We start from the raw sequence: 21079 nt of genomic DNA on the forward strand, positions 1-21079 counted from the left end.
GCCTGTAGCAGGATTTTATTTTTTCTTTTTAAAGAGAAATAGTAATGTTAACTATCAATGCAATTGAACGTAAAGAGCAGGGTAAGGGTGCGAGCCGCCGCCTGCGCAGAGCTAATCAGTTTCCCGCTATCGTTTACGGTGGCAATCAGGAACCTATCTCTGTGACTCTGAACCATGATGAAGTCATTAACCAAGAAAGCAAAGCAGAGTTCTATGAAGTTCTGACTCTGGTTATCGATGGTAAAGAGACTAAAGTAAAAGTTCAGGCTGTTCAACGTCACCCGTTTAAACCTAAAGTGACGCATATTGACTTCCTGCGCGCTTAATTAAAAGCCCACAGCCGAGCTTTGAAATTTTCGGGACGCCGAGTAAATAACGCCGCAATTGCGGCGTTATTTATTTCTAGGCTTAAATAACTTTAAGCCACAAATGACTACTTACCACTACGACGTTGCAGTTGGTCACGTAAATTAGGTGGCGTGCCTCTAATCGTTAACGTATCCGTTATCGGATCCCAAAAAATCCGCTCGCCCAATAGCATCGCATCAAAACTAATTGTTATCCCACCGCCACTTCCTGAAAATTTAGTGAGCTGTTTAAGCGTACCTCTATCAGCAGGAAAACTATCTTCTAATTGATAATCATTTTGCCGGGCAAAATCATCAAAGCTTTGCTCTTCAACCATTGGTAGTTCTTTTGCCAATACTTGAAGTTCAATTTCTTCGCCTGACTGCATCTGTTCAGTACAGTAACTGTGAACTTGTTGGCGATATGCTTGACGTGTATTTTTGTCCATTTGGGCATTGTCACAAAAATCATCTAATGCTTGAACAAGTCCTTTATTTTGAGCTTTAGCATTTAACCCTTCTGATGCGGCAAGAAAATCCATAAAAAAATCAGAAACTTTACGCCCTACTCGACCTTTTAAAAAGGTTAAATAACGTTTTGATTCCGGATTAGTTTCCCACTCAGTTAAATCAATACGCGCAACAATATCTGCATGAGGTATATCTAAATAATGTGTAGTGCTTAAATCCAATGTATCCGTTACAAACGTACTGTCACAACTGTTAAGAACAGAAATCAACAGATACTCAACGGCAAGGTAGCGATACTGACAAAATAATACAATGCCACCTTCAGCAAAAGGGTATTTAGCTAACTCATCTTTTAGACGCACAGTCATAGCACGGCTAAAGCCTAAAAATTCTTCTTCACCTTTGCGCAGCAGCTTCAATGCATCAGCCAATTCACTTTCTTCATTAAACTCACCAAAAGCCTTACTTTTAGCGCTATATACACGATGTAATTCAGCCATCATGTCTCGTACAACATCATTTGTTGTCAATAAAGAATCACGTAACATCACTTCTAGTGTTTGCTCATCTCGTTTAATCAACTGATGTAACGCTATCTGGGTAATTTCCAGACTCATTGTTGGCTCCTTGTTCTTACAAAAATATTGTTGCGCGTATTCAAACATTGATATTATCTGTCTGCAACCGAAACTATCAGTTGTCGTTTTTATAGCCTATTTATTGGCGCGAATGTGCGCTTCCTGAGTTTGAATAATCATTATTATCACTTAATCGAAAATTTGTTACGAAGAAAGAAGAAAAACATCCCACTATGGGCTATTATATGGAGCTTTCATTAATTTAGGATGTCACAATTTATGCCACAATCATCTCGCTATAGTGATGAAAAAGTTGAAGGTTTACTCTCTGACCTCGTTACCGTGTTAGAAAAAAACCATACCCCTGTTGATCTTTCACTTATGGTGTTAGGTAACATGGTTACGAATCTGCTCAATACTTCTGTTGCGCCTGCGCAACGTAAAATGATTGCAGAATCTTTTGCAAATGCCTTACTTTCTTCTGTTAAAGAAGATAAATCACACTAATCGACTAATGAAATAAACAGAATGGTCAACCGTCAGCGCTACCGAGATAAAGTCTCCAACATGATTGGTTGGGGGCACTGGTTTGCACTCTTTAATATACTACTTAGCCTCGCGTTAAGTAGCAGCTATCTGTTTATTTTTGATTGGCCAGAAACCTTAACTGGCCGCATTTATGCATTCGTCAGTTGGTTAGGCCATTTTAGCTTTGTGGTATTTGCCGCTTATCTTCTTATCATTTTCCCACTGACCTTTATCGTGATGTCTCAGCGATTGCTGAGGCTAATTTGTGTCGCACTTGCCACCGCGGGTATTACCCTTTTAATTTTTGATATCCGCGTCTTTAGTCAATTTGGGCTGCACCTTACTCCCCAAGTTTGGGATTTAGTCATTAACCCGACTAAAGGCGAAATGGCACGTGAATGGCAACTGATGTTTATTAGTATCCCAATCATTTTTCTAGTTGAAATGTTATTCGCAACTTGGAGCTGGCAAAAATTACGGAGTTTAAGCCGACAAACTTTTGGCAAACCGCTAGCTGGGATCTTTATCATTACGTTTATTATGACCCACCTAATGTACGCTTTAGCGGATGCTAATTTCTATCGCCCAATTACAATGCAGCGCTATAATTACCCGTTATCTCAGCCATTGACGGCGCGTAAATTACTCGATAAATATGGCTTATTAGACCTCACTGAACATCAAAATAGAGTGTTCCAACAAGGCAGCCCTACCGCATTAAAACTTCAGTACCCACTAAAGCCTTTGAGCTATCAAGACCAAGGCATAGGGTATAATTTATTACTCTTAGTCGTTGATGACCTTGGTGATAAATCACAACAAGATCAAATGACTGCGTTAAACGATTTTAAACAGATCAGCACTCAGTTTACTAATCACTATACAACTGGCCTACGCAATGACACCGCCCTATTTGGTTTGTTCTATGGTATTTCATCGACCTATTATGATAACATTCTAAATGAACGCCACCCATCGGTGTTGATTGAAGCATTACAGCACCAAGGCTACCAGTTCGGTTTATTCTCAACCGATGGCTTTAATTCACCTTTATTCCATCAAGCTATTTTGTCTGATTATTCATTACCTGCAACCAAAGCAGATAACGATAAGCAGACTATTTTACAATGGGATGCCTGGCTTAAAAATATTAAGAATGATACGCCATGGTTCTCATTCTTAAACATCAAAGGTGTGCCAGGTAGTTCGCAAACCAACGAACAAATCAATCAAATTATTGACACATTAAAGCACGAAGATCGTCTGAAAAATACGATTGTGGTTATCACTGCCAACTATAATAATAATGGTCAACAAGATAATGATTGGGTTGATAAAAATCGTTTTAATCGTGAAAAGATGCAAGTACCGCTATTTATTTATTGGCCTAATACGCCTACTCAGCAGATTAAAAAGCTAACAAGCCATCAAGATATTATGACCACACTCATGCAGCGTATGCTACATGTAAGCAACCAACCTGATGATTATAGCCAAGGTGAAGATTTATTCCGTAGTAATCGTGTACTACCATGGGTTATTACAGGTGATGATAATGATGTCGTTATCACAACAGATAAAGCGACTTTGTATATGGATGCTAATGGCCAGTTTAATATCTATAGCTTAAATGGTGAAATTGAAAAAAATGAAAAACCAGACCTTGCAGAACTGCTGAAAATTTTCACTGAACTTAAGCGCTTTAATGAAAATTAGCCTTTAGATTTAAAAAATATAAAAAACTTAAAAAATCCCTCATCTAATCCATTTTAAAGCTAACCTTAAAGGTTAGCTTTTTTACATATACCAGACTTTAACTTAAAGATATCAAAGGGCAATTTAAGGCATTCATATTTAACACATGACCTTAAATGTTAAAACAAATGACTGAATGTAAATTTAATGATGTAAAATATTTCTATAGCCTATTTTCAAAACTAAAAAAATAACCTATTATGAAATTGAGTTAAATAACTCGAAGATAATAGAACTTTTACTCATTACGGGAGGTTTGTATGTTTCTCGTATACACAATTATTGTTATCGCGTTTTTTATATCCCTTGATACTATGGAGTCACCCAATAGTGAACAAGTTAAAATTAGCGTTGACGATAAACAAATAGGCTATATGTATGTTATGTAACTATCTCTAAAAGCCCTTTCTGCTTATGCCTGCAAAGGGCTTTTGCTTTTTGATTACCCCAAGCATAAAATTTTTAAAGTCTATCTAGTTTAATGGTTTACGAGCACTAACAATGAATATCATTGGCCGCTCTTTTTCCTCATCTAATAACACATTTTCTGCAATTTGTATTATTGATGGTCCCCATTCATCCAAAGCTGTAATTTCAAATCCAGCACTAATTAACATATTAATCCACGTCGATAGCTTCCTATGTTGTTTTTTCACGCCATCTGCAAACCAATTACTGAATCGCTCGCCTTCTTTTTGATATTGATTTACAGGCCAAGCTTTATTGCCTTCACTATCTGTACACCAAGCTTGCACTAAAGGTGCTGTATAAATAGGATGTTCCGCAGAAAAAACTAACATCCCGCCAGGTTTCAGTGCCTGATAGAGTGATGAAAAAAGAGAAGGTATCTGCTCCACATAATGTAAAGCCAATGAACTATAAATTAAGTCTGTTTGTTCAGGTGGCAATACTAGTGTTTCCAGATCGCCTTGGTAATAAACTATATGATCATCTTGAGTCATTTCAGCCGCTTTTTCTAACATTTTGTCTGAAATATCAAAACCTATCACGCTTTCGGCGTGTTGTTCTCGTGCCCAACGACAAAACCAACCATAACCGCAACCTAAATCAATAACGTGCTTTCCATCCACAGAGGGAAGCATTTCCTGTATCTTAATCCACTCAGGCGCACCATTTAAACCATTAACAGAGCGAGGTAGCGTGGCGTAACCTGCAAAAAACTGAGGATTGTCATAAATATTTTGAGTCATTATTTGCTCCATTTCTAAGATGGATAAATTATATTAAAATATCGACATATATCACAAGCTGAGTTAATCACAAATTCGACTAGAAACACTCACCTATCAACTCGAATCAATATATTCATCAATAAAGATCAAATCCATAAACTAAATGGCTCTCATCATAATTAATATATTTTCGCTATTAACTTATAATTACTAACGCTAAGAAATCTAACGAATACAATATATTTAACTTTTAATAATTAGAATTTTCTACCTATTGCTATAGCATAAGCGTAATCAATGATCTTAAACTCTATCTCCCATTTAATACCCAGCCATAAATTCGATTTTTATAACTCTATTCTCACCCAAGATGCTAGTAGTGTTATAACAAAAGACGAAGTTTTCATGTAAGATGACTGTAGGTTTTAGGATTAATTGCGACTTATGAAAGGTATATGACATGTTACGTTACGCCACTCGTATCACCCATATTATCCAACATGCTTTTCATTCACGGCCACGGTTTGTGGTTTCATTACTGGTTGCAATCGTGACATTTCTAGCACTTTTTCGTTATCAAAATACAATAATAAGTTTAATTATCAGTTGGAATGCATTTGCTTGGGTTTATTTACTATTTTTATTTCAACGAATTATCAAACGGAATGTAAAAGATATTAGAAAGCTGACTAAAATAGAAGATGAAAGTGCAAAAATGGTTATCTTCTTTCTAATATCAGGCTGTTGTGTAAGCTTACTAGCCTTATTTTTTGATTTAGGCGGACATAGTGACCTGACTAAAACTGAGAAAATCTTTCCTTATCTCTTAACCGCATCTACCTTAATTTCTTCATGGTTATTATTGCCGACAGGCTTTACCATGCATTATGCTCATTTATATTACAATAATCCTGAACAAGATAAGCCTTGGTTATTATTTCCCGATAAAATAACAGAGCCGAGTTATTCTGACTTCATGTATTTTTCTTTCACTATCGCGGTTGCATCACAAACAGCTGATATTGAAGTTGCATCAACAGCAATGCGTCGAGCAGTATTACTACAATCTATTATTTCATTTATTTTTAATATGGCTATATTAGGCCTATGTATTAATATTTCAGCTAGTTTATTTTAATTAAAGCAAAGAGCCACATAGCATCGATATCATGCTTATGTGGCTCTTTCATCTAACTATTAACTATGTACGCTTTTAAAACGACCATAAACTAAAATGAATTATTTTTTATCTTTATTTTCAATCGCGATCATTACCGGTTTTTCTTCTTCAGGTACTTCATATTCAATGCTTACAGTCAAAAGCCCACTTGATAGATTAGCTTTTTCGATTTTAACATTCTTACCTAGGTCAAACTGCAAAGTAAATTGACCTTGAGTTATCCCACGATGGATCCATTTTTCGTTTTCGTCTTTCGTTTTTTCTTCTTTTCTTCCTTCAACAAATAAACGACCTTCTTTTAATGAAACAGCTAAATCACTTTCTTGATATCCTGGGACACTGACAATTAATTCATAATGATTGTCATCCACCTGCTTCAAATTATAAGTCTGAATAGGAGATGAAATAGGTTTACTTCCTGTTAACTGACTAAACAAACGTTCAATTTGATCAACACGATTTGACAACACATTATCTGAAATTACTGGAAATAATGAAAAAGGTTTAATATGAGCCATAACTCCTCCTTCAGTATTAATTGAATAGTAGGTTAAATATTAATGAGTTATACAGATAAATACTTTATACCAATAGCTTCGTTATACAGATAAGGCTTTCTTACTACTTTTCAACCCTCAATAATTATTTTTTATAAAAAATTGTCAGAATAAATTATCTACACCTAGCAAATGAAATTACTAATGTCCTACTCAGGACATTCATAAATATAATGATCGTATTTAAAATTTCAAGGGGAAATTAACTCGAAAATTTTTACTCTTTATATTCAGTATTCTCGAAATATTTCACGTTATAGTTAAATAATAAGTAAAAAAAAACCTCACCGAAGTGAGGTCTTTAAATTCTGATCTATAGTTAGAAAACTATTAGATAGCTACAACGTTAGCTGCAGCTGGGCCTTTTGCGCCATTCTCGATTGAGAATGAAACTGATTGGCCTTCAGCTAAAGATTTGAAGCTTTCGCTTTGGATTGCAGAGAAGTGAACGAACACATCTTTGCTACCATCTTTAGGAGTGATAAAACCAAAACCTTTATCATCGTTAAACCATTTTACTGTACCAGTCATTGTATTAGACATAGGATTTCCTTTAAATTTTAATTGATTGCCATAGGCATATTTGGTTTGAGTTCGATTTATTACTTATGGTACTAATTAGAAGGAATTCGCACTTGATAGGTATCATGGATAACTAAATGGTGAACTTCTTTAAACTCGACTATCATAAATAGGTCTGTACTTCCAAACCGATGACGCTATTTACTCATATTACTCATCTTCTGGCAACCCTATTTTCAGTTTAATTTGTATTTTCCATTAAAAACCTCAAAATAATGCATATTATGCCTAAAAAAACATCGGCTTGGTTATTAGTCCACCAGCAAAATATCTAAACTTCGTAATAAAGCCAAAGCTTCGAGTTGTGAAAACTTTGCTTTTGAGAGTTTGTTTTGGCGAATATCAATGTTAAACGAGTACGAATCAGTAAAATCAACAGACTCTAGGTTTGTCTGCATAAATAAGCTATTTGATAAATCAGACCCTGTTATGACGGATTTATTTAGCTCCGTATTTCTAAAATCAACATCATGTAAACGGCAATCCTCAAAAGTGGACTCGTGGAGTTTTAATGCAAAAAAGCTCCCACCACTTAAAATACAATCTTTAAAATTGAGCTGAGAATAAAAATCAAAGCGTGGCCAATAAGCTTTAGTCCAATCAATACCAACCAGTTTACAACCTAAAAATTCAATATTAGACAAACGAGTATTTGCAAGCGCGACCAGACTCAGATTACATCTATCAAATAAGCAATCAATAAACTTACAGCTAGTGAAACTTGCTGATGAAAAATCACATTGAATAAATTCACACTTTTCAAATACGGTTTCAACTAAGCGACTTTCACCCATTTCAAGTTTTTTAAAACTTTCTTCAAAATACTCTTTACTTTCAATTAAATCGGGCATTTTTATCTATCTCACTTTGAGTTTTAATTAGCTATTAACACGACTGCCACTTTTTAGTTTTTCAATTTATACTACTTTATAGTGATAACTAAATATTTATAGCTGACTACTCATATAATGATGAATCAAAATTCAAACAAAGGATATAGTCCTATTTTTAGACTTGCGAATCAAAACGATATCCGAGCTTTATGCCGTATTGATAGTGTCAATTCAAATGAACGCTATCAAGAAATTGTACAATGGGTGACTCAAGATAACGCTTACCTGATCGAAATAAGTGACACTATCGTCGCTTATGGCATTTTTCATTCCCACTTTTTTGGTCAGAATTTTATTGAACTATTAATGGTAGACCAACAATATCGCCGCCAAGGTTTGGCGTTAATATTGATTGAAAATTTCAAGCAATTACGTAAAACACCAAAACTATTTACGTCTACTAATCAATCAAACGTCGCCACCCAAAAATTACTTACTCAAACGGGATTTATTGCCAGTGGAGTCATTGAAAATCTCGATAAAAATGACCCTGAACTTATCTACTGTTATAATCCCTAAAATAAATTTGCTGGTAAATCAACCTCATAAAAATTAAAGCAATGAAGGACTCATTACCACAGTTTTTAATTTTTCACTAAATAGATGATAGCTTTCTCGATCGATTTCAGTTGGAAATGTTAACACTTCAAGTTTATGGGGTTCATTTTCAGGATAATAGCTTGGATGAGTATGTTGATAGCTATTTTGCTTAAAGCCACAATGCTGGTAAAACGATAGTCTTTTTTGACTCACCTCATCAATAACTGGATCAATCTCTAAAATTACATTATTTACTTCAGTACAAAACTGTTTTAGTACTACTTGACCGTAGCCCTGCCCCCGCAATGTTGGCGATATTGCTAAATGCTCAACATAAAAATAATCATTTATTTTCCAACTGCCAATAAATCCAACAAAAATCTCACTATCAGTGAAATAATAGAGATGATAATCATCATGCCCTAAGATGCTTACTCTTCCTTGATAGCTTCTTTGCTCATAACGTGGAAATGCACTGTCATAAAGCTTATTAACATCGTTAATTTTTCCAAAATCATCTCGAGTTATGCGTTTTACTATTAGCATTAGATTTTAAATCTCTTCATTATTTGAATAAAAATAGACTCCTTAGCATACTTATTTTCAGCCTATAGGCAATGAGTTATATTTCATCTTAGCCCCCATAAAAAAAACTAATTCATTGTTTTTATTAATATATAAGACTTATGTTTTTTGCATTTTGTTTTATTCTGTTAGCAATAACAAAAATATTTTCTTTCTGATATTGACTTTATTCTTCATCCATTTAAATATACTGTATATTAATACAGTCTTAAGCGAGGCTACTATGTTACGCATTGAAGTATTATTTGATAAAAATTCAAAACAAAAACCAGATAACAATGTTCTACATGCACTTGAATCTGAGATTTTACGCAAACTACAAACACAGTATCCTGATATGGTCACTCGAGTTGGTTTAAGTACGCAACAGAGTATTAATATCTCAGGAACTAAGATTGCGGAAGACAAAATTAGAATAGAAGAAATACTTGAAGAAATTTGGATGGACGATGGCTGGTTACCTGAAGAATCTGTAGAGTGATAAAAATTAAAGGAATGGCTGATAGGCTATTTTACTGAAAAATAGTGTACAGCATTCCTTTTCTCTATTATTTTTCTTTCATTTATCATTGTTCGAAAATAAAAATTACAAACTAAAACGTGTATCTAATTCCCGCTAAACCAACAAAACCTGAACGTTGCTCAGTAAGCGTACTTTTACTGGCATCCCCCACTAAATAGTAAGCCCCTATACCTGAATATAAAGAAAGGTTTTTATCTACTTTATAGTTTAAAATTGCTGAACCATGCACATCTTTAAAGCTACTTCCCGCATCATACTCTGCAAACTTTGATTTACTCGCTTGTTGTTTAGAAACACCAAAATAGGCTTGATTGTGGGCTTTATTTCCCCAAACTGTAGCTAGATTATATTCTATGTTCCAATCTTGATTAATCTCATATTGCGTATTTGCACCTAATTCAACAGTAACAGCTCTACCTATCTGACGCCCACCATATTTGCGATCTTTAGTGGCAATATCTGTCATTATGTATAATTGGTAATCACTCAATGTGTAATAAAGATCAAATCCAACAAGAACAGAACCGTCTAATTTCCCCATACCTTTTAAGTCTTTATTTTTATGACCTAAAACGCCTATATCTTCATCACGGCCATCATCATAGCCAACAGAGGTCGCAAATGTAAAATTATCAGTGAGCCCAACAGCCCATGCAGCACCATCTACGCCTAAACTAAAAACACCGTAATTATCAGTTGTATATGCATAACTCGCTTCAAGACTTGGCTCAACTTGATACTTTTTAGAGCCTTCATAAACAGGGGCAACATTCATACCCGTGCCAATAATAAATATATTTTCATTAGCCACAGTATAGCTACACGGCAATGCACAAAGCACTAATGTGAATACGCGTTTCATTTCGCTCATGTTAAAGTTTACGCTCTTTTTATTAATAAATTTTTTGCCTAATAAAAACTTTAATTTTCTTTATTGGACTGAATGTGTTTTTTCTATCTAAAGATATGTGAACATTTGGAATGCATTTATCTACTCCAATGCAAGTTCTAACTTCACTTACCTTCACATTATAAAAATTGGTGTGGTGAGTTTTACTAAAATTTTTTCCTATAAACATCAGAGCAATAAAAATAACAATTGCGTATATAGGCACTTCTATGAAAATGTATTTCATCGCCAATGCTCTTATTTTTAGAGATATACGAGGATAGTAATCTGATTAATTTTTAGTACCTTAATAAATGGTTAACCCAATATTAAGAAATACTTAAAATTACTTCAAAATAAGTCATTGCCTTATTGTCGAGTATTGGTTGACTGCTTATACTGCGAAGCAGAGGTGATAAAATGAATATCCTATTAGTCGAAGACGATCTCCAATTAGGGAAAGCGTTGTGTCGAGGACTTGAATTAGCCGGTTTTAATCCATGTTGGGTTCGTTTGCTTACAGATGCAAAACTTCAATTAAAAAACCGTAATTTTGATTTAATGTTATTAGACTTGGGCTTACCTGATGGCGATGGTCATGATGAATTAGTGGCTTGGCGTCATGCAGGTGAAGCGATCCCTATCATTATTTTAACTGCACGTAATCAAATGGACAACCTTGTCTCAAGCCTCGATTCTGGTGCAGATGATTTTCTCACTAAGCCTTTTGCCATGCCTGAACTTATTTCAAGAGTCAAAGCTGTCAGTCGTCGCATCGCCGGTTTTTCCTCTGAGATATGGCAACTAGATAACCTACAGTTAAATCCTATTAATCATCAGGTCACACTAAATGAACAGCTTTTATTATTATCAGGTAAAGAATATTTACTACTTTTTGAGTTAATTAAAAATGCAGATAATGTTGTCCGTAAAGCTGATTTAGAGCAACGCCTGTTTGGTCTAGATGATAAAATAGAGAGCAATTCTCTTGAAGTACACATTCATAATTTACGCCGCAAAATTGGTAAAGACAGAATAATTACTATACGTGGCATAGGTTATTTATTAAAAAAAGATGCGCAGCCTAGTGAAAATTAAATCTCTTTTTATTTACACCTTTGGTTTACAAATTTGCTCTGTCCTTTTTCTATGGATATTACTCCTTATTTGGCTTCAGTATTCCTACTGGCCGTCCATATATAATGAATTCAATAAACAACAACAAGTAATCACTCAAGGTTTTGCTAGAACCCTTGGGGTCGTTTCAGATAACCCAAAATATTTCAATGAAGTAGCAGATTCCCTACAAAAAATGTATACCGATGCAATAGAAAGTGAAGAAGGTATTAGTTATCGCCCCTTCGTTGTTGTTAGAGATAAACTAGGAAATGTTTTATATCGAAATAGTGAAAAATTAAAGGTTCCTTCGCTAAAAACTATAGAAGAATTAACAGACTTACATAAAGATTGGCATTTTACCTCAGCGTGGAATGAAGCAAATACATTTGAGGTTTTAATTGCAGAGTCACAAGCTGAACGTACTACACTATTAGGTAGTCCTGCTGGGGGAACGGCGATCCCACTAGCCCTGGTTTTAGGCGGAATGCTTATCGCGATACTGTTCGCAGCTTACTTTAGCTCGCAACCATTGCGACAATCTGCAAGAATAATTTCGACTCGCCAACCTGGTAACTTAACGCCTATTGAAATCAAAGAACAATATAAAGAAATACGCCCAATTATCGAAGCCATTAATAATTTAATGGCTAGAGTGGATGCAACTAATCAACGAGAAAAACGCTTTATGGCTGATGCGGCTCATGAATTACGCACCCCGATTGCGGCAGTGATTGCTCAATTGCACTTACTCATACAAATTAATAATCCCAAAGAAAAAGAAGAAATCATTGATGATATGCAACAAACGCTTAATCGGGCTGCATCGTTATCACATCAGCTCATAGATTTAGCACGCTTAGAGGCAGAGGACTTTCCCTTGCACACGGAACAAATTGACCTTCCGATGCTAATCAGCCATATTATTTCTTCTCATATCCCTCATGCCATCAATAAAAATATTGATGTTGAGTTACATAGTCCTGATTCTTTCTATATTGTTTCAGATAAACTCGCACTAACTAATATCTTCACTAATTTACTCGAAAACGCCATTAAATATAATCATGAGAATGCAAAAATAAAAATAACACTAAAAGATCTTTCACCCTTTGGTGCAATTATTAGTGTTCAAGATAATGGCCGCGGTATTCCTCTCGAAAATCGTCAGCATATTTTTTCTCGTTTCTATCGTGTTCCCGGTACGACAGAAATAGGTAGCGGATTAGGTTTATCAATCGCACAAAACTTAGCGGGTAAAATTGGGGCTGTTATTCGAGTATCTGATGGAATAGAAAATAAAGGTATTGGTTTTATTATTGACTTACCTTAAATGTGATTATGTTATTCACTTAACAGTGCTACTGGATATTTTAAGTATAATAGGTGCTTCTACTTAAAATATTTATGCATTGAAAGAGGTACTAATGTCACAAGCGTTAATAATCATTGATCTGATTGAAGAGATTATTGGAAAAAACGGCTTATCTAATTCCAGTTATCAACAAGTACTAGCACGTAATATTGTTGAAAAAACCAACCAAGCCGCCAATTTTGCACGAAGTCATAATATCCCTGTTATCTGGGTAAAAGTTGGCTTTGCTGATGATTATCAAGATATTCCAACAGGTTCACCTATGTTTCAGCGTGCAAAACAAATTGGAGCACTAAAACTCAGTGGAAATGGCTGTAACTGGGTGCATGATCTTGAAGTTCACTTTCGTGATCCTGTTATGATTAAAAAAGGTGTCTCTGCTTTTACGGGCAATAAATTAAATAAATGGCTTATTGATAATCAAATTTCCCATTTATATTTAGCAGGTGTAAGTTCATTAATGGCAATTCAAAGTAGCGCAAGACAAGCCCATGATTTAGGTTACTATGTTAGCGTACTCGATGACTTATGTGCTGCTGCAACGCTTGAGCTTCATGAACAAAGCATGCAAGCGTTGCAAGGAATGGCGACTATTTCATCACTTAAAGAATTTATGCAAATTAAATAAATTAAATAACCAATAAACTTATTTATTGGTTATTTCTGACTCTTAGCCTTTTGCAAATAGATTTCTCGTAGCCGGACTGCAATACTTCCCGGCTTACCTTCACTAATATTTTGCCCATTAATTTTAATAACAGGCCATATAAGTGTTGTTGCAGATGTAATGAAAACTTCTTTTGCATTTAATGCATCTTCAAGCCGAAAGGCTTTCTCAATAACTTCTAACCCTTTTTCTTGCGCTAACGCAAGAATAGCTCGACGCGTGATCCCTGGTAATATTTTGTTATTTAGCTCGCGGGTTTGTAATTTATCGTCCTGAGTAACAATAAAGCAGTTACTTGAACTTCCTTCGTTTATATAACCATCTTTTGTGAATAAAGCATCATCAGCACCATGCTTATGTGCATATTCTTTCGCCATTGATGCGGCAAGTAACGCGACAGTTTTAATATCACACCGCTGCCAACGAATATCGTCAAAAGTCACAACCTCAATACCAAACTTAGCTTTCGGATGATCAACTATGCTAGATTCTTGGCTAAATAAGACTAATGTCGGTTTTACATCTTTATCTGGATATAAAAAATTCCGCGTCATAGCATTACCACGGGTTAGCTGCAAATAAATCAATCCTTCATGAAGGTTATTTTTTTCAATTAATTGATGATGAATTTGCTTTAATTCAGCTTCTCCATAAGGTAATGTCAGCTCTAGTTCATGACATGAACGTTGTAACCGAGCAATATGATGTTCAAAATCAATAAGCTGCCCGTTGATAACGGCAGTTACCTCATACACACCATCTGCAAATAAAAAACCACGATCAAAAATAGAGACTGTTGCTTGATTTTCAGGCAAAAACTCACCATTAACATAGGCAATCATAGATTTACGTTCCATTTTGTGGATTAAATTTCATTCAAGGCCAACATTCATACACGACTAACACTATAACAATACAACTAATAACGAAACAATTCACTGCACCACTTCTAATTTATATATCTATTTTTCACCTTAAAGATGCTCAATAAGCTTTATTATATAAGTGCTATAAAGCACACTAAAAATAAGTTTAATCATTCAAATATTTTTGAATATTAACTTGACTTTAACAAGCTAGTAGCTAAAATGTACTTGCGTGATCAAGATCACACTTTAATAATTGGAGCCGACATGAACAGCATCAAAGAATTTATCAGCAGCGTACAAGAAGTTGTTGAATCACTTTCAAAACGTTTTATGTAATTTGTAGAATTTCCTAGTCAATTGACCTTTGATTTACCTCATCATTAGCGTTAGTTTGCAAAATATTTTGCATAGCGGCCTTAGTCTATAAGGCCGCTTTTTTATTATAATATTTCATCGTGTTGACTTCCCAATTTACGCTATTTTCTCTCTCGATACTGTTACGTATTTCTTTTTTTTATCGCCTCGCTCAATGCCATCTACCTCAATAAATGTTATAGACATGTATTTAAAAATATAAAGTTTGTCGATTTACATATTATGCTTTGTATTAGCACTATTGCCTGTTTACATTTATTAATACATTTGAGATTAACATCTTAATATTTATCACTATTTAATCAGTACTGACGCCGTTTTTTATCGTTCCATTAATGAAATTTAGTTTTTTTTATGTTAGGGTTTAATCTCAATAAAAGATTTAATCATGTTCCAAAGAAGGAGAACACATGCAGCAGCAACTGCTAGACTGGGTACGCCAGTTTAATCAAGACTACGCCAACCTTGCCTCACTCATAATGGTTCTTGGGTTAATCCTAATTGTCGCCCTAATACTGCACCTGTTTTTACATAAAATACTTCTCCCTCGTATTGAAAAAAATGGCCAAAAACAAGGGATAGGCTGGCAACATCAATTAACTCAACATAATCTTTTCAATCGTATTGCTTTTGTTATTCAAGGTATTGTGGTGAATATCCAAGCAACACTTTGGTTACACTCAGATTCTACTGCACAAATTATTCTTAAAGTTGGCTCTCAAGCTTGGTGCTTGTTATTTGGGTTGCTCACTATTTATTCCATTCTAGATATTATATTAGGTATGTTGCAACGTGCTGCAAAAACAGCTCACCTGCCATTACGCGGAATTTTTCAAAGCATAAAACTCATTGCTTCAATCCTTATCGCCATAATGATCATCGCATTGCTTATTGGTAAATCGCCTTTAATTATATTAAGTGGCTTGGGCGCAATGACGGCAGTAATGATGTTAGTGTTTAAAGACCCAATTATGGGATTAGTAGCAGGAATTCAATTATCTGCCAATAACATGGTCAATATTGGCGACTGGCTTGAAATGCCCAAATATGGTGCTGATGGTGCTGTTGTTGATATCGGATTAACAACGGTTAAAGTCCGTAATTGGGATAATACCGTCACTACAATCCCAACTTATGCGCTTATTTCTGATTCTTTTAAAAATTGGAAAGGCATGACCGACTCGGGTGGTCGACGTATTAAACGCAGCATTCGCCTAGATGCTAATAGCATTCATTTTCTAGAGCCTGATGAAATAACTAACCTTGAAAAAGCGAATTTACTTGAGCCTTATATAGATAAAAAAGTCACTGAAATTCAAGTGTTCAATTCATCGCTACCCGAAGATAAAGCCATTCCACTCAATCAACGACGTTTGACGAATATCGGTACATTTCGTGCCTATATAGAAGCCTATCTTAAATCACACCCCAATATTCATAAAAGTATGACAATTATGGTCAGACAACTTGAATCTGATTCGAATGGAATACCAATAGAAATATATGCTTTTACCAATACAACAGTATGGGTGGACTACGAGAGAATACAATCTGATATTTTTGACCATATATTCTCAATTCTACCGCAATTCAATTTGTTAGTTCACCAATCACCTACCGGAAATGACGTTAGAATGATAGGTAAAGCACAGTAAAATAGTTAACACTTAGTGATTAGTAAGTATATCTTATTTATCTACAACTTAAGTAGTAAATAAAAGAGGGGTAAATCCCTCTTTTTTTCTGCCTTCCCTACCACTCATTATATAAAAAATAATATAACGATAGTTAATTAAAATAGTATTATTCTATTCTTTAGGCACAATAACTCATTAAAAATCAAACAAATAAAAACCAATGCCTTTGAATTATTCTGCCTATTGTTGATGTAAATCATGTTACTTAGAACAGACTTTTTTTAACATACAAAAGAAGAAAGTTATAACGTTATTTACATATAGGCAATGTCGATGCATAAAATTAAAAAAAATACTCAATTTGGAGCACTGAGCAGGAGGGAGTTTATACAGACCTCTGCAACTATCGCGGGCGCAGCCGCTGTTGCCAGCTCAATAGCTCTACCATTTTCCGCACAAGCCAAAACACCAGCAATAATGCCCGATGAAGCCAGCGAAAAGATCAGTTACAGCGCATGCTTAGTTAACTGCGGTAGCCGTTGTCCTCTAAAAGTTCACGTCAAAGATGGCGTCATTAGTCGTATATCCAATGAAACTATGTTTGATGACTCAACACTCGGTGAACATCAAATTCGTCCTTGCTTGCGTGGTCGGTCTGTTCGTTGGAAAACTTACAATCCAGACCGTTTAAAATACCCAATGGTGCGTGTTGGTAAGCGTGGTGAAGGTAAATTTAAAAAAATTAGCTGGGATGAAGCTACTACCATCATTGCTGAAAAACTCAAATATACGATAGATAAATACGGTAGCGATTCAATTTATTATCAATATGGTTCAGGCTCTACTGGTGCAAATTTACATGGTCGTGCAGCCTGTAAACGCCTTTTAAGCCTAACAGGTGGATTTCTTGGCGACTATGGGACTTATTCCTATGCTCAGCTAATGGAAATCACCCCTTATGTTTATGGTGGTATTGAAGAGTCTTATTTATCTGAAATCCAAAATTCTGATCTTGTGGTGATGTTTGGTCATAACCTTGCCGAAACACGTATGTCCGGTGGCGGCCAGTTTTATGAAACACTCAACGCATTAGATAAAAGCAAAGCCAAAGTCATTATTATTGACCCTCGTCGTACCGACAGCGTCACCACACTCGGTGCAGAGTGGATCCCTATCTATCCAGGAACTGATGCTGCATTAGTAGCAGCGCTTGGCTATGTCATGATCCAAGAAGGCCTAACCGATGAGCAGTTTTTGCAAAGCCATTGTGTCGGCTGGGATGAGTCAACATTACCTGAATCAGCACCACGCAATGCTTCTTATAAAGATTATATTCTCGGCAATGGTCCTGATGGCATCGTAAAAACGCCTGAATGGGCAAGTAAACTTACAGGTATCTCAGTTGCCCGCATTACGCAATTAGCACGTGAAATCGGTAACTCTAACCGTGCATGGATCTCACAAGGCTGGGGATTACAACGCACCGAAAATGGTGAACAAGCTTGCCGCTCAATCATGATGTTGCCAATTATGTCTGGCAATATTGGCCGTGCCGGAACTAACACAGGCTTATGGGGTAATAGCTTCGCTTATCCTGTCACTGGGTTTGGCCTGCCAAATCCAGTTAAAGCATTGATCCCAACTTATATGTGGACTGATGCGATTACTCATGGCAAGCAATTAACCGCTGAAAATGGTGGTATTAAAGGCGTTGAAAAACTTGATAATGACATTAAATTCATGTGGTGCTATTCCAGTAACGTAATTGGCAATCAGCACGGCGACTTGAATAAAACACATGAAATTTTATCTGATGAATCTAAGTGTGAATTTATCCTTGTTTGGGATAACCATGACACCCCATCAGCAAAATATGCGGACTTGTTATTACCGGATGTCACGCCAGTCGAAACCAATGACTTAATCAACAACTCTTATGCAAGTGGTGCTTATCACTATTTAGTTCGCCTACAAAATGCTATTGAGCCATTGTGGGAAAATCGACCTAACTATGATGTATTAGCTGAAGTTGCTGAAAAAATGGGCGTTAAAGATGAGTTCACCGAAGGCCGTACCTATGCCGATTGGATTGAATTTTGTTATAACAAAACACGTGAAAAAATGCCTCATTTACCTGAATTTAGTGAAACTGATGGTGCCGGTATTATTGACCGTCAATTTATTGATAGCTCAAAAAATATTGCGCTCAAAAACTTCCGTGATAATCCTGTCGATAATCCACTAAAAACCCCTTCGGGCAAAATTGAAATTTACTCAGAAAAACTGGCGGATAGAGTCAAAAACTGGGAGTTACCGGCTGGTCAACGTATCCCTGCAGTTCCTGAGTATTGCATCAATAAAGAAGGTGTTGAAGCGGCGGCAACGCAGCAAAAACATCCATTACTCATGACCGGTTTCCATGATAAAGGCCACGTACACTCAACCTACTATAATGTAGCCATGTTACGTGAAGCTATCCCGCACCAATTTTGGCTCAACCCAATTGATGCCCAAGAACGTGGACTAAATAATGGCGATATTGCTGAGATTTTCAATGATCGCGGCCGTATCAAAATTACTGTAAAAGTTACCGAGCGTGTATTACCAGGTGTTATCGCTGTTCCTCAGGGTGCATGGCGTACCCTCGATAGTGAAGGTTTAGATATTGGTGGCTGTATTAATACACTAACCTCACAAGTTCCTTCGCCACTCGCGAAAGGGACATCACAGCATACCAACCTTGTTGAAGTGAAACGCGCTTAAGGAGTTAATTTATGAAACAGTATGGCTTTTATTTTGACTCCACTAAATGCACTGGCTGTAAAACCTGTCAAGTCAGTTGTAAGGATGAAAAAGATTTAGATTTAGGTCCAAAATTCCGTCGTGTATATGAGTTCGGCGGCGGAAGTTGGCAAAAACAAGATGGCATTTGGCAACAAAATGTTTTTAGCTACTATTTGTCCATTTCTTGTAACCATTGTTCTAACCCAACGTGTGTTGAAGGCTGCCCGACAGGCGCAATGCACAAGCGAGCGGAAGATGGCTTAGTCGTTGTTGACCAGTCAATCTGTGTCGGTTGTCGTTACTGTGAGCTACGTTGCCCATATGGCGCGCCTCAGTATGATGAAAAGAAAAAGCTCATGAGCAAATGCGATGGCTGTTATGAACGTGTCGCTAAAGGAATGAAACCCGTCTGTGTTGAGTCTTGCCCGCAGCGCGCTTTAGACTTTGATGATATTACGGTTCTACGCGAGTTACATGGTACTGAGTGTGGTATTGCACCTATGCCAGACCCAAGCCTGACCAACCCTAACATTGTCATCAAACCACACAAAGACGCCAAACCATCTGGTGATAAAAGTGGCGAACTAAAAAACCCTGCGGAGGTGTAAAATGCATGAATTACCACTCGTTTTTTTCACTGTCTTAGGACAATCCGCAGTAGGCCTATTTCTGCTCGCTTATTTAAGTCGAAAAATGGGCTCGATTGATGACAAGCAGTTAAAAACAGCCAATATTGTCGCTTTTATTATCATGGTGATAGGACTTGGTATTGGTGGCCTGCACGTTGGACAACCACTACGCTTCTTCAATATGTTATTAGGTGTCGGTCGTTCACCAATGAGTAACGAAGCATTCCTCAGTGGTGTATTTGTCGGTTGCGCTGCTGCAACATTATTTTTTACGCATTTTTATAAACAAACTGTATTGCGTGAATTAGCTAATATTGCAGCTGTAATTACAGGTCTTGCCTTTGTTTGGTCAATACCCCAAGTTTACAATATTGCGTCTATCGCTAACTGGAACACGGGTTACACTACGCTACAAATGTGGATGACAATGTTAGTAGGTGGTGGAGCGCTGGCTATTGTTATTGGCGCTCGTGGCTTAGGAATTGCTTCTTTCCTCATCGGTACATTAGCTATTTTTGCCAGCCGAGCCGGATACCAAGCATTTTTAACTGATACGGGCCCGACTCTTAGCAGTGAACAAACTGGCTTTTGGGGATTCCAAGTTGTTGTGTTAGTTATTGCCCTCGCGGCTTTTGTAGGCATGGCATTAAAACAACGTACCTCAAAAACCATTTTAGCCACCAGCGCTGCTGCGGTTCTGTTAGCTGAACTCGCTGGCCGAATTGCATTTTATAACCTCTGGCAGATCACTATGTAAGGCATTGTTCTTACTGTGATATGATAGTTCATCAAAGAGCCCAAATAGTGGGTTCTTTGTTTAAAACTAATACGCCAAAATATGTAATTCGAATAACTGAATGCAACCAATAACGCTGTAAATAGTTCGAGTTACAGCTAGGCGGCAAGCAAAGATAGCTCGGGGAGCATACATAAGTATGTGACTCGAGTAACTGAACGCAACCAATAGCGCTGTAATTCGAAATAGGCTAAATAATTTATATCCTAA

At 36.3% G+C, this 21079-nt stretch carries 22 protein-coding genes; 14 read left to right on the forward strand and 8 right to left on the reverse strand.

The features are described 5' to 3' along the window. Nucleotides 1-44 precede the first annotated feature (44 nt). On the forward strand, nucleotides 45-326 hold the full coding sequence (rplY, locus tag AAZR93_RS05015) for a 50S ribosomal protein L25 (RefSeq protein ID WP_294105294.1): 282 nt from the start codon (nucleotides 45-47) through the stop codon (nucleotides 324-326). A gap of 107 nt (nucleotides 327-433) precedes the next feature. On the opposite strand, the gene yejK is transcribed toward rplY, so the two are convergent. Continuing rightward, nucleotides 434-1435 carry a nucleoid-associated protein YejK gene (gene yejK, locus AAZR93_RS05020; protein ID WP_434719138.1) on the reverse strand — a complete coding sequence of 334 codons (1002 nt, stop codon included), beginning with the start codon at nucleotides 1433-1435 and terminating at the stop codon, nucleotides 434-436. A 240-nt stretch (nucleotides 1436-1675) separates the two neighbouring features. Here yejK and AAZR93_RS05025 point away from each other — a divergent pair, with 240 nt between their 5' ends. The 3 genes from AAZR93_RS05025 to AAZR93_RS05035 all read left to right on the forward strand — a co-directional run bounded on the left by AAZR93_RS05025 (nucleotide 1676) and on the right by AAZR93_RS05035 (nucleotide 4068). Continuing rightward, nucleotides 1676-1903 carry a YejL family protein gene (locus AAZR93_RS05025; protein WP_294105288.1) on the forward strand — a complete coding sequence of 76 codons (228 nt, stop codon included), beginning with the start codon at nucleotides 1676-1678 and terminating at the stop codon, nucleotides 1901-1903. A 21-nt stretch (nucleotides 1904-1924) separates the two neighbouring features. After that, nucleotides 1925-3640 (forward strand): LPS biosynthesis-modulating metalloenzyme YejM, encoded by a 1716-nt coding sequence (gene yejM, locus AAZR93_RS05030; RefSeq protein WP_434719139.1) that lies wholly within the window; start codon nucleotides 1925-1927, stop codon nucleotides 3638-3640. 299 nt (nucleotides 3641-3939) lie between these two features. Beyond that, on the forward strand, nucleotides 3940-4068 hold the full coding sequence (locus tag AAZR93_RS05035) for a hypothetical protein (RefSeq protein ID WP_294105282.1): 129 nt from the start codon (nucleotides 3940-3942) through the stop codon (nucleotides 4066-4068). 84 nt (nucleotides 4069-4152) lie between these two features. Here AAZR93_RS05035 and AAZR93_RS05040 read toward each other — a convergent pair whose 3' ends face one another. Further along, a complete protein-coding gene (locus AAZR93_RS05040) occupies nucleotides 4153-4890 on the reverse strand; it encodes a class I SAM-dependent methyltransferase (RefSeq protein ID WP_434719140.1) in 738 nt (245 codons plus the stop codon). 442 nt (nucleotides 4891-5332) lie between these two features. Between AAZR93_RS05040 and AAZR93_RS05045 the strand changes: the two genes are divergently transcribed. Further along, nucleotides 5333-6010, forward strand: coding sequence for a DUF1345 domain-containing protein (locus tag AAZR93_RS05045; protein ID WP_434719141.1), 678 nt, complete (start codon nucleotides 5333-5335; stop codon nucleotides 6008-6010). A gap of 101 nt (nucleotides 6011-6111) precedes the next feature. On the opposite strand, the gene AAZR93_RS05050 is transcribed toward AAZR93_RS05045, so the two are convergent. The 3 genes from AAZR93_RS05050 to AAZR93_RS05060 form a co-directional block, all read right to left on the reverse strand. Then, complete coding sequence (locus AAZR93_RS05050) at nucleotides 6112-6570, reverse strand: Hsp20 family protein (protein WP_434719142.1); 459 nt, start codon at nucleotides 6568-6570, stop codon at nucleotides 6112-6114. Nucleotides 6571-6939: 369 nt separating this feature from the next. After that, nucleotides 6940-7152 (reverse strand): transcription antiterminator/RNA stability regulator CspE, encoded by a 213-nt coding sequence (gene cspE, locus AAZR93_RS05055; RefSeq protein ID WP_294105272.1) that lies wholly within the window; start codon nucleotides 7150-7152, stop codon nucleotides 6940-6942. 290 nt (nucleotides 7153-7442) lie between these two features. After that, entirely contained in the window at nucleotides 7443-8042 is a 600-nt protein-coding gene (locus AAZR93_RS05060; protein ID WP_294105268.1) for a pentapeptide repeat-containing protein, read from the reverse strand. A gap of 117 nt (nucleotides 8043-8159) precedes the next feature. On the opposite strand from AAZR93_RS05060, the gene AAZR93_RS05065 reads away from it, so the two are divergent. Then, nucleotides 8160-8603, forward strand: coding sequence for a GNAT family N-acetyltransferase (locus tag AAZR93_RS05065; RefSeq protein ID WP_434719143.1), 444 nt, complete (start codon nucleotides 8160-8162; stop codon nucleotides 8601-8603). 33 nt (nucleotides 8604-8636) lie between these two features. On the opposite strand, the gene AAZR93_RS05070 is transcribed toward AAZR93_RS05065, so the two are convergent. Then, nucleotides 8637-9170: a GNAT family N-acetyltransferase gene (locus tag AAZR93_RS05070; protein WP_434719144.1), complete on the reverse strand. Its 534-nt coding sequence runs from the start codon at nucleotides 9168-9170 to the stop codon at nucleotides 8637-8639. Between the two features lie 262 nt (nucleotides 9171-9432). On the opposite strand from AAZR93_RS05070, the gene AAZR93_RS05075 reads away from it, so the two are divergent. Then, complete coding sequence (locus AAZR93_RS05075) at nucleotides 9433-9690, forward strand: DinI-like family protein (protein WP_336429776.1); 258 nt, start codon at nucleotides 9433-9435, stop codon at nucleotides 9688-9690. Nucleotides 9691-9802: 112 nt separating this feature from the next. On the opposite strand, the gene AAZR93_RS05080 is transcribed toward AAZR93_RS05075, so the two are convergent. Continuing rightward, the gene (locus tag AAZR93_RS05080) at nucleotides 9803-10594 is read right to left on the reverse strand and encodes a MipA/OmpV family protein (protein WP_434719145.1); all 792 of its coding nucleotides are present in this window, start codon (nucleotides 10592-10594) and stop codon (nucleotides 9803-9805) included. Nucleotides 10595-11041: 447 nt separating this feature from the next. On the opposite strand from AAZR93_RS05080, the gene AAZR93_RS05085 reads away from it, so the two are divergent. The 3 genes from AAZR93_RS05085 (at nucleotide 11042) to AAZR93_RS05095 (ending at nucleotide 13740) form a co-directional block, all read left to right on the forward strand. Then, nucleotides 11042-11719, forward strand: coding sequence for a response regulator (locus tag AAZR93_RS05085; protein WP_294105253.1), 678 nt, complete (start codon nucleotides 11042-11044; stop codon nucleotides 11717-11719). Next, nucleotides 11709-13070, forward strand: a complete 1362-nt coding sequence (locus AAZR93_RS05090) for a sensor histidine kinase (RefSeq protein WP_434719146.1) — start codon at nucleotides 11709-11711, stop codon at nucleotides 13068-13070. Before AAZR93_RS05085 ends, AAZR93_RS05090 begins: the two co-directional genes overlap by 11 nt. Before the next feature lie 94 nt (nucleotides 13071-13164). Beyond that, a complete protein-coding gene (locus tag AAZR93_RS05095; protein WP_294105247.1) occupies nucleotides 13165-13740 on the forward strand; it encodes a cysteine hydrolase family protein in 576 nt (191 codons plus the stop codon). 29 nt (nucleotides 13741-13769) lie between these two features. On the opposite strand, the gene AAZR93_RS05100 is transcribed toward AAZR93_RS05095, so the two are convergent. Continuing rightward, nucleotides 13770-14636, reverse strand: coding sequence for a D-amino-acid transaminase (locus AAZR93_RS05100; protein WP_434719147.1), 867 nt, complete (start codon nucleotides 14634-14636; stop codon nucleotides 13770-13772). A 797-nt stretch (nucleotides 14637-15433) separates the two neighbouring features. Here AAZR93_RS05100 and AAZR93_RS05105 point away from each other — a divergent pair. From AAZR93_RS05105 to AAZR93_RS05120, 4 genes are all read left to right on the forward strand, one after another. Next, nucleotides 15434-16678 (forward strand): mechanosensitive ion channel family protein, encoded by a 1245-nt coding sequence (locus AAZR93_RS05105; RefSeq protein WP_434719148.1) that lies wholly within the window; start codon nucleotides 15434-15436, stop codon nucleotides 16676-16678. A gap of 315 nt (nucleotides 16679-16993) precedes the next feature. After that, nucleotides 16994-19423, forward strand: a complete 2430-nt coding sequence (locus tag AAZR93_RS05110; RefSeq protein ID WP_434719149.1) for a DMSO/selenate family reductase complex A subunit — start codon at nucleotides 16994-16996, stop codon at nucleotides 19421-19423. Nucleotides 19424-19434: 11 nt separating this feature from the next. Beyond that, entirely contained in the window at nucleotides 19435-20052 is a 618-nt protein-coding gene (locus tag AAZR93_RS05115; protein WP_294105237.1) for a DMSO/selenate family reductase complex B subunit, read from the forward strand. Between the two features lies 1 nt (nucleotide 20053). Then, on the forward strand, nucleotides 20054-20830 hold the full coding sequence (locus AAZR93_RS05120; protein WP_434719150.1) for a dimethyl sulfoxide reductase anchor subunit family protein: 777 nt from the start codon (nucleotides 20054-20056) through the stop codon (nucleotides 20828-20830). Nucleotides 20831-21079: the final 249 nt, after the last annotated feature.

Origin of the sequence: Providencia sp. Je.9.19, from assembly GCF_051129765.1 — a bacterium.
GTDB lineage: Bacteria > Pseudomonadota > Gammaproteobacteria > Enterobacterales > Enterobacteriaceae > Providencia.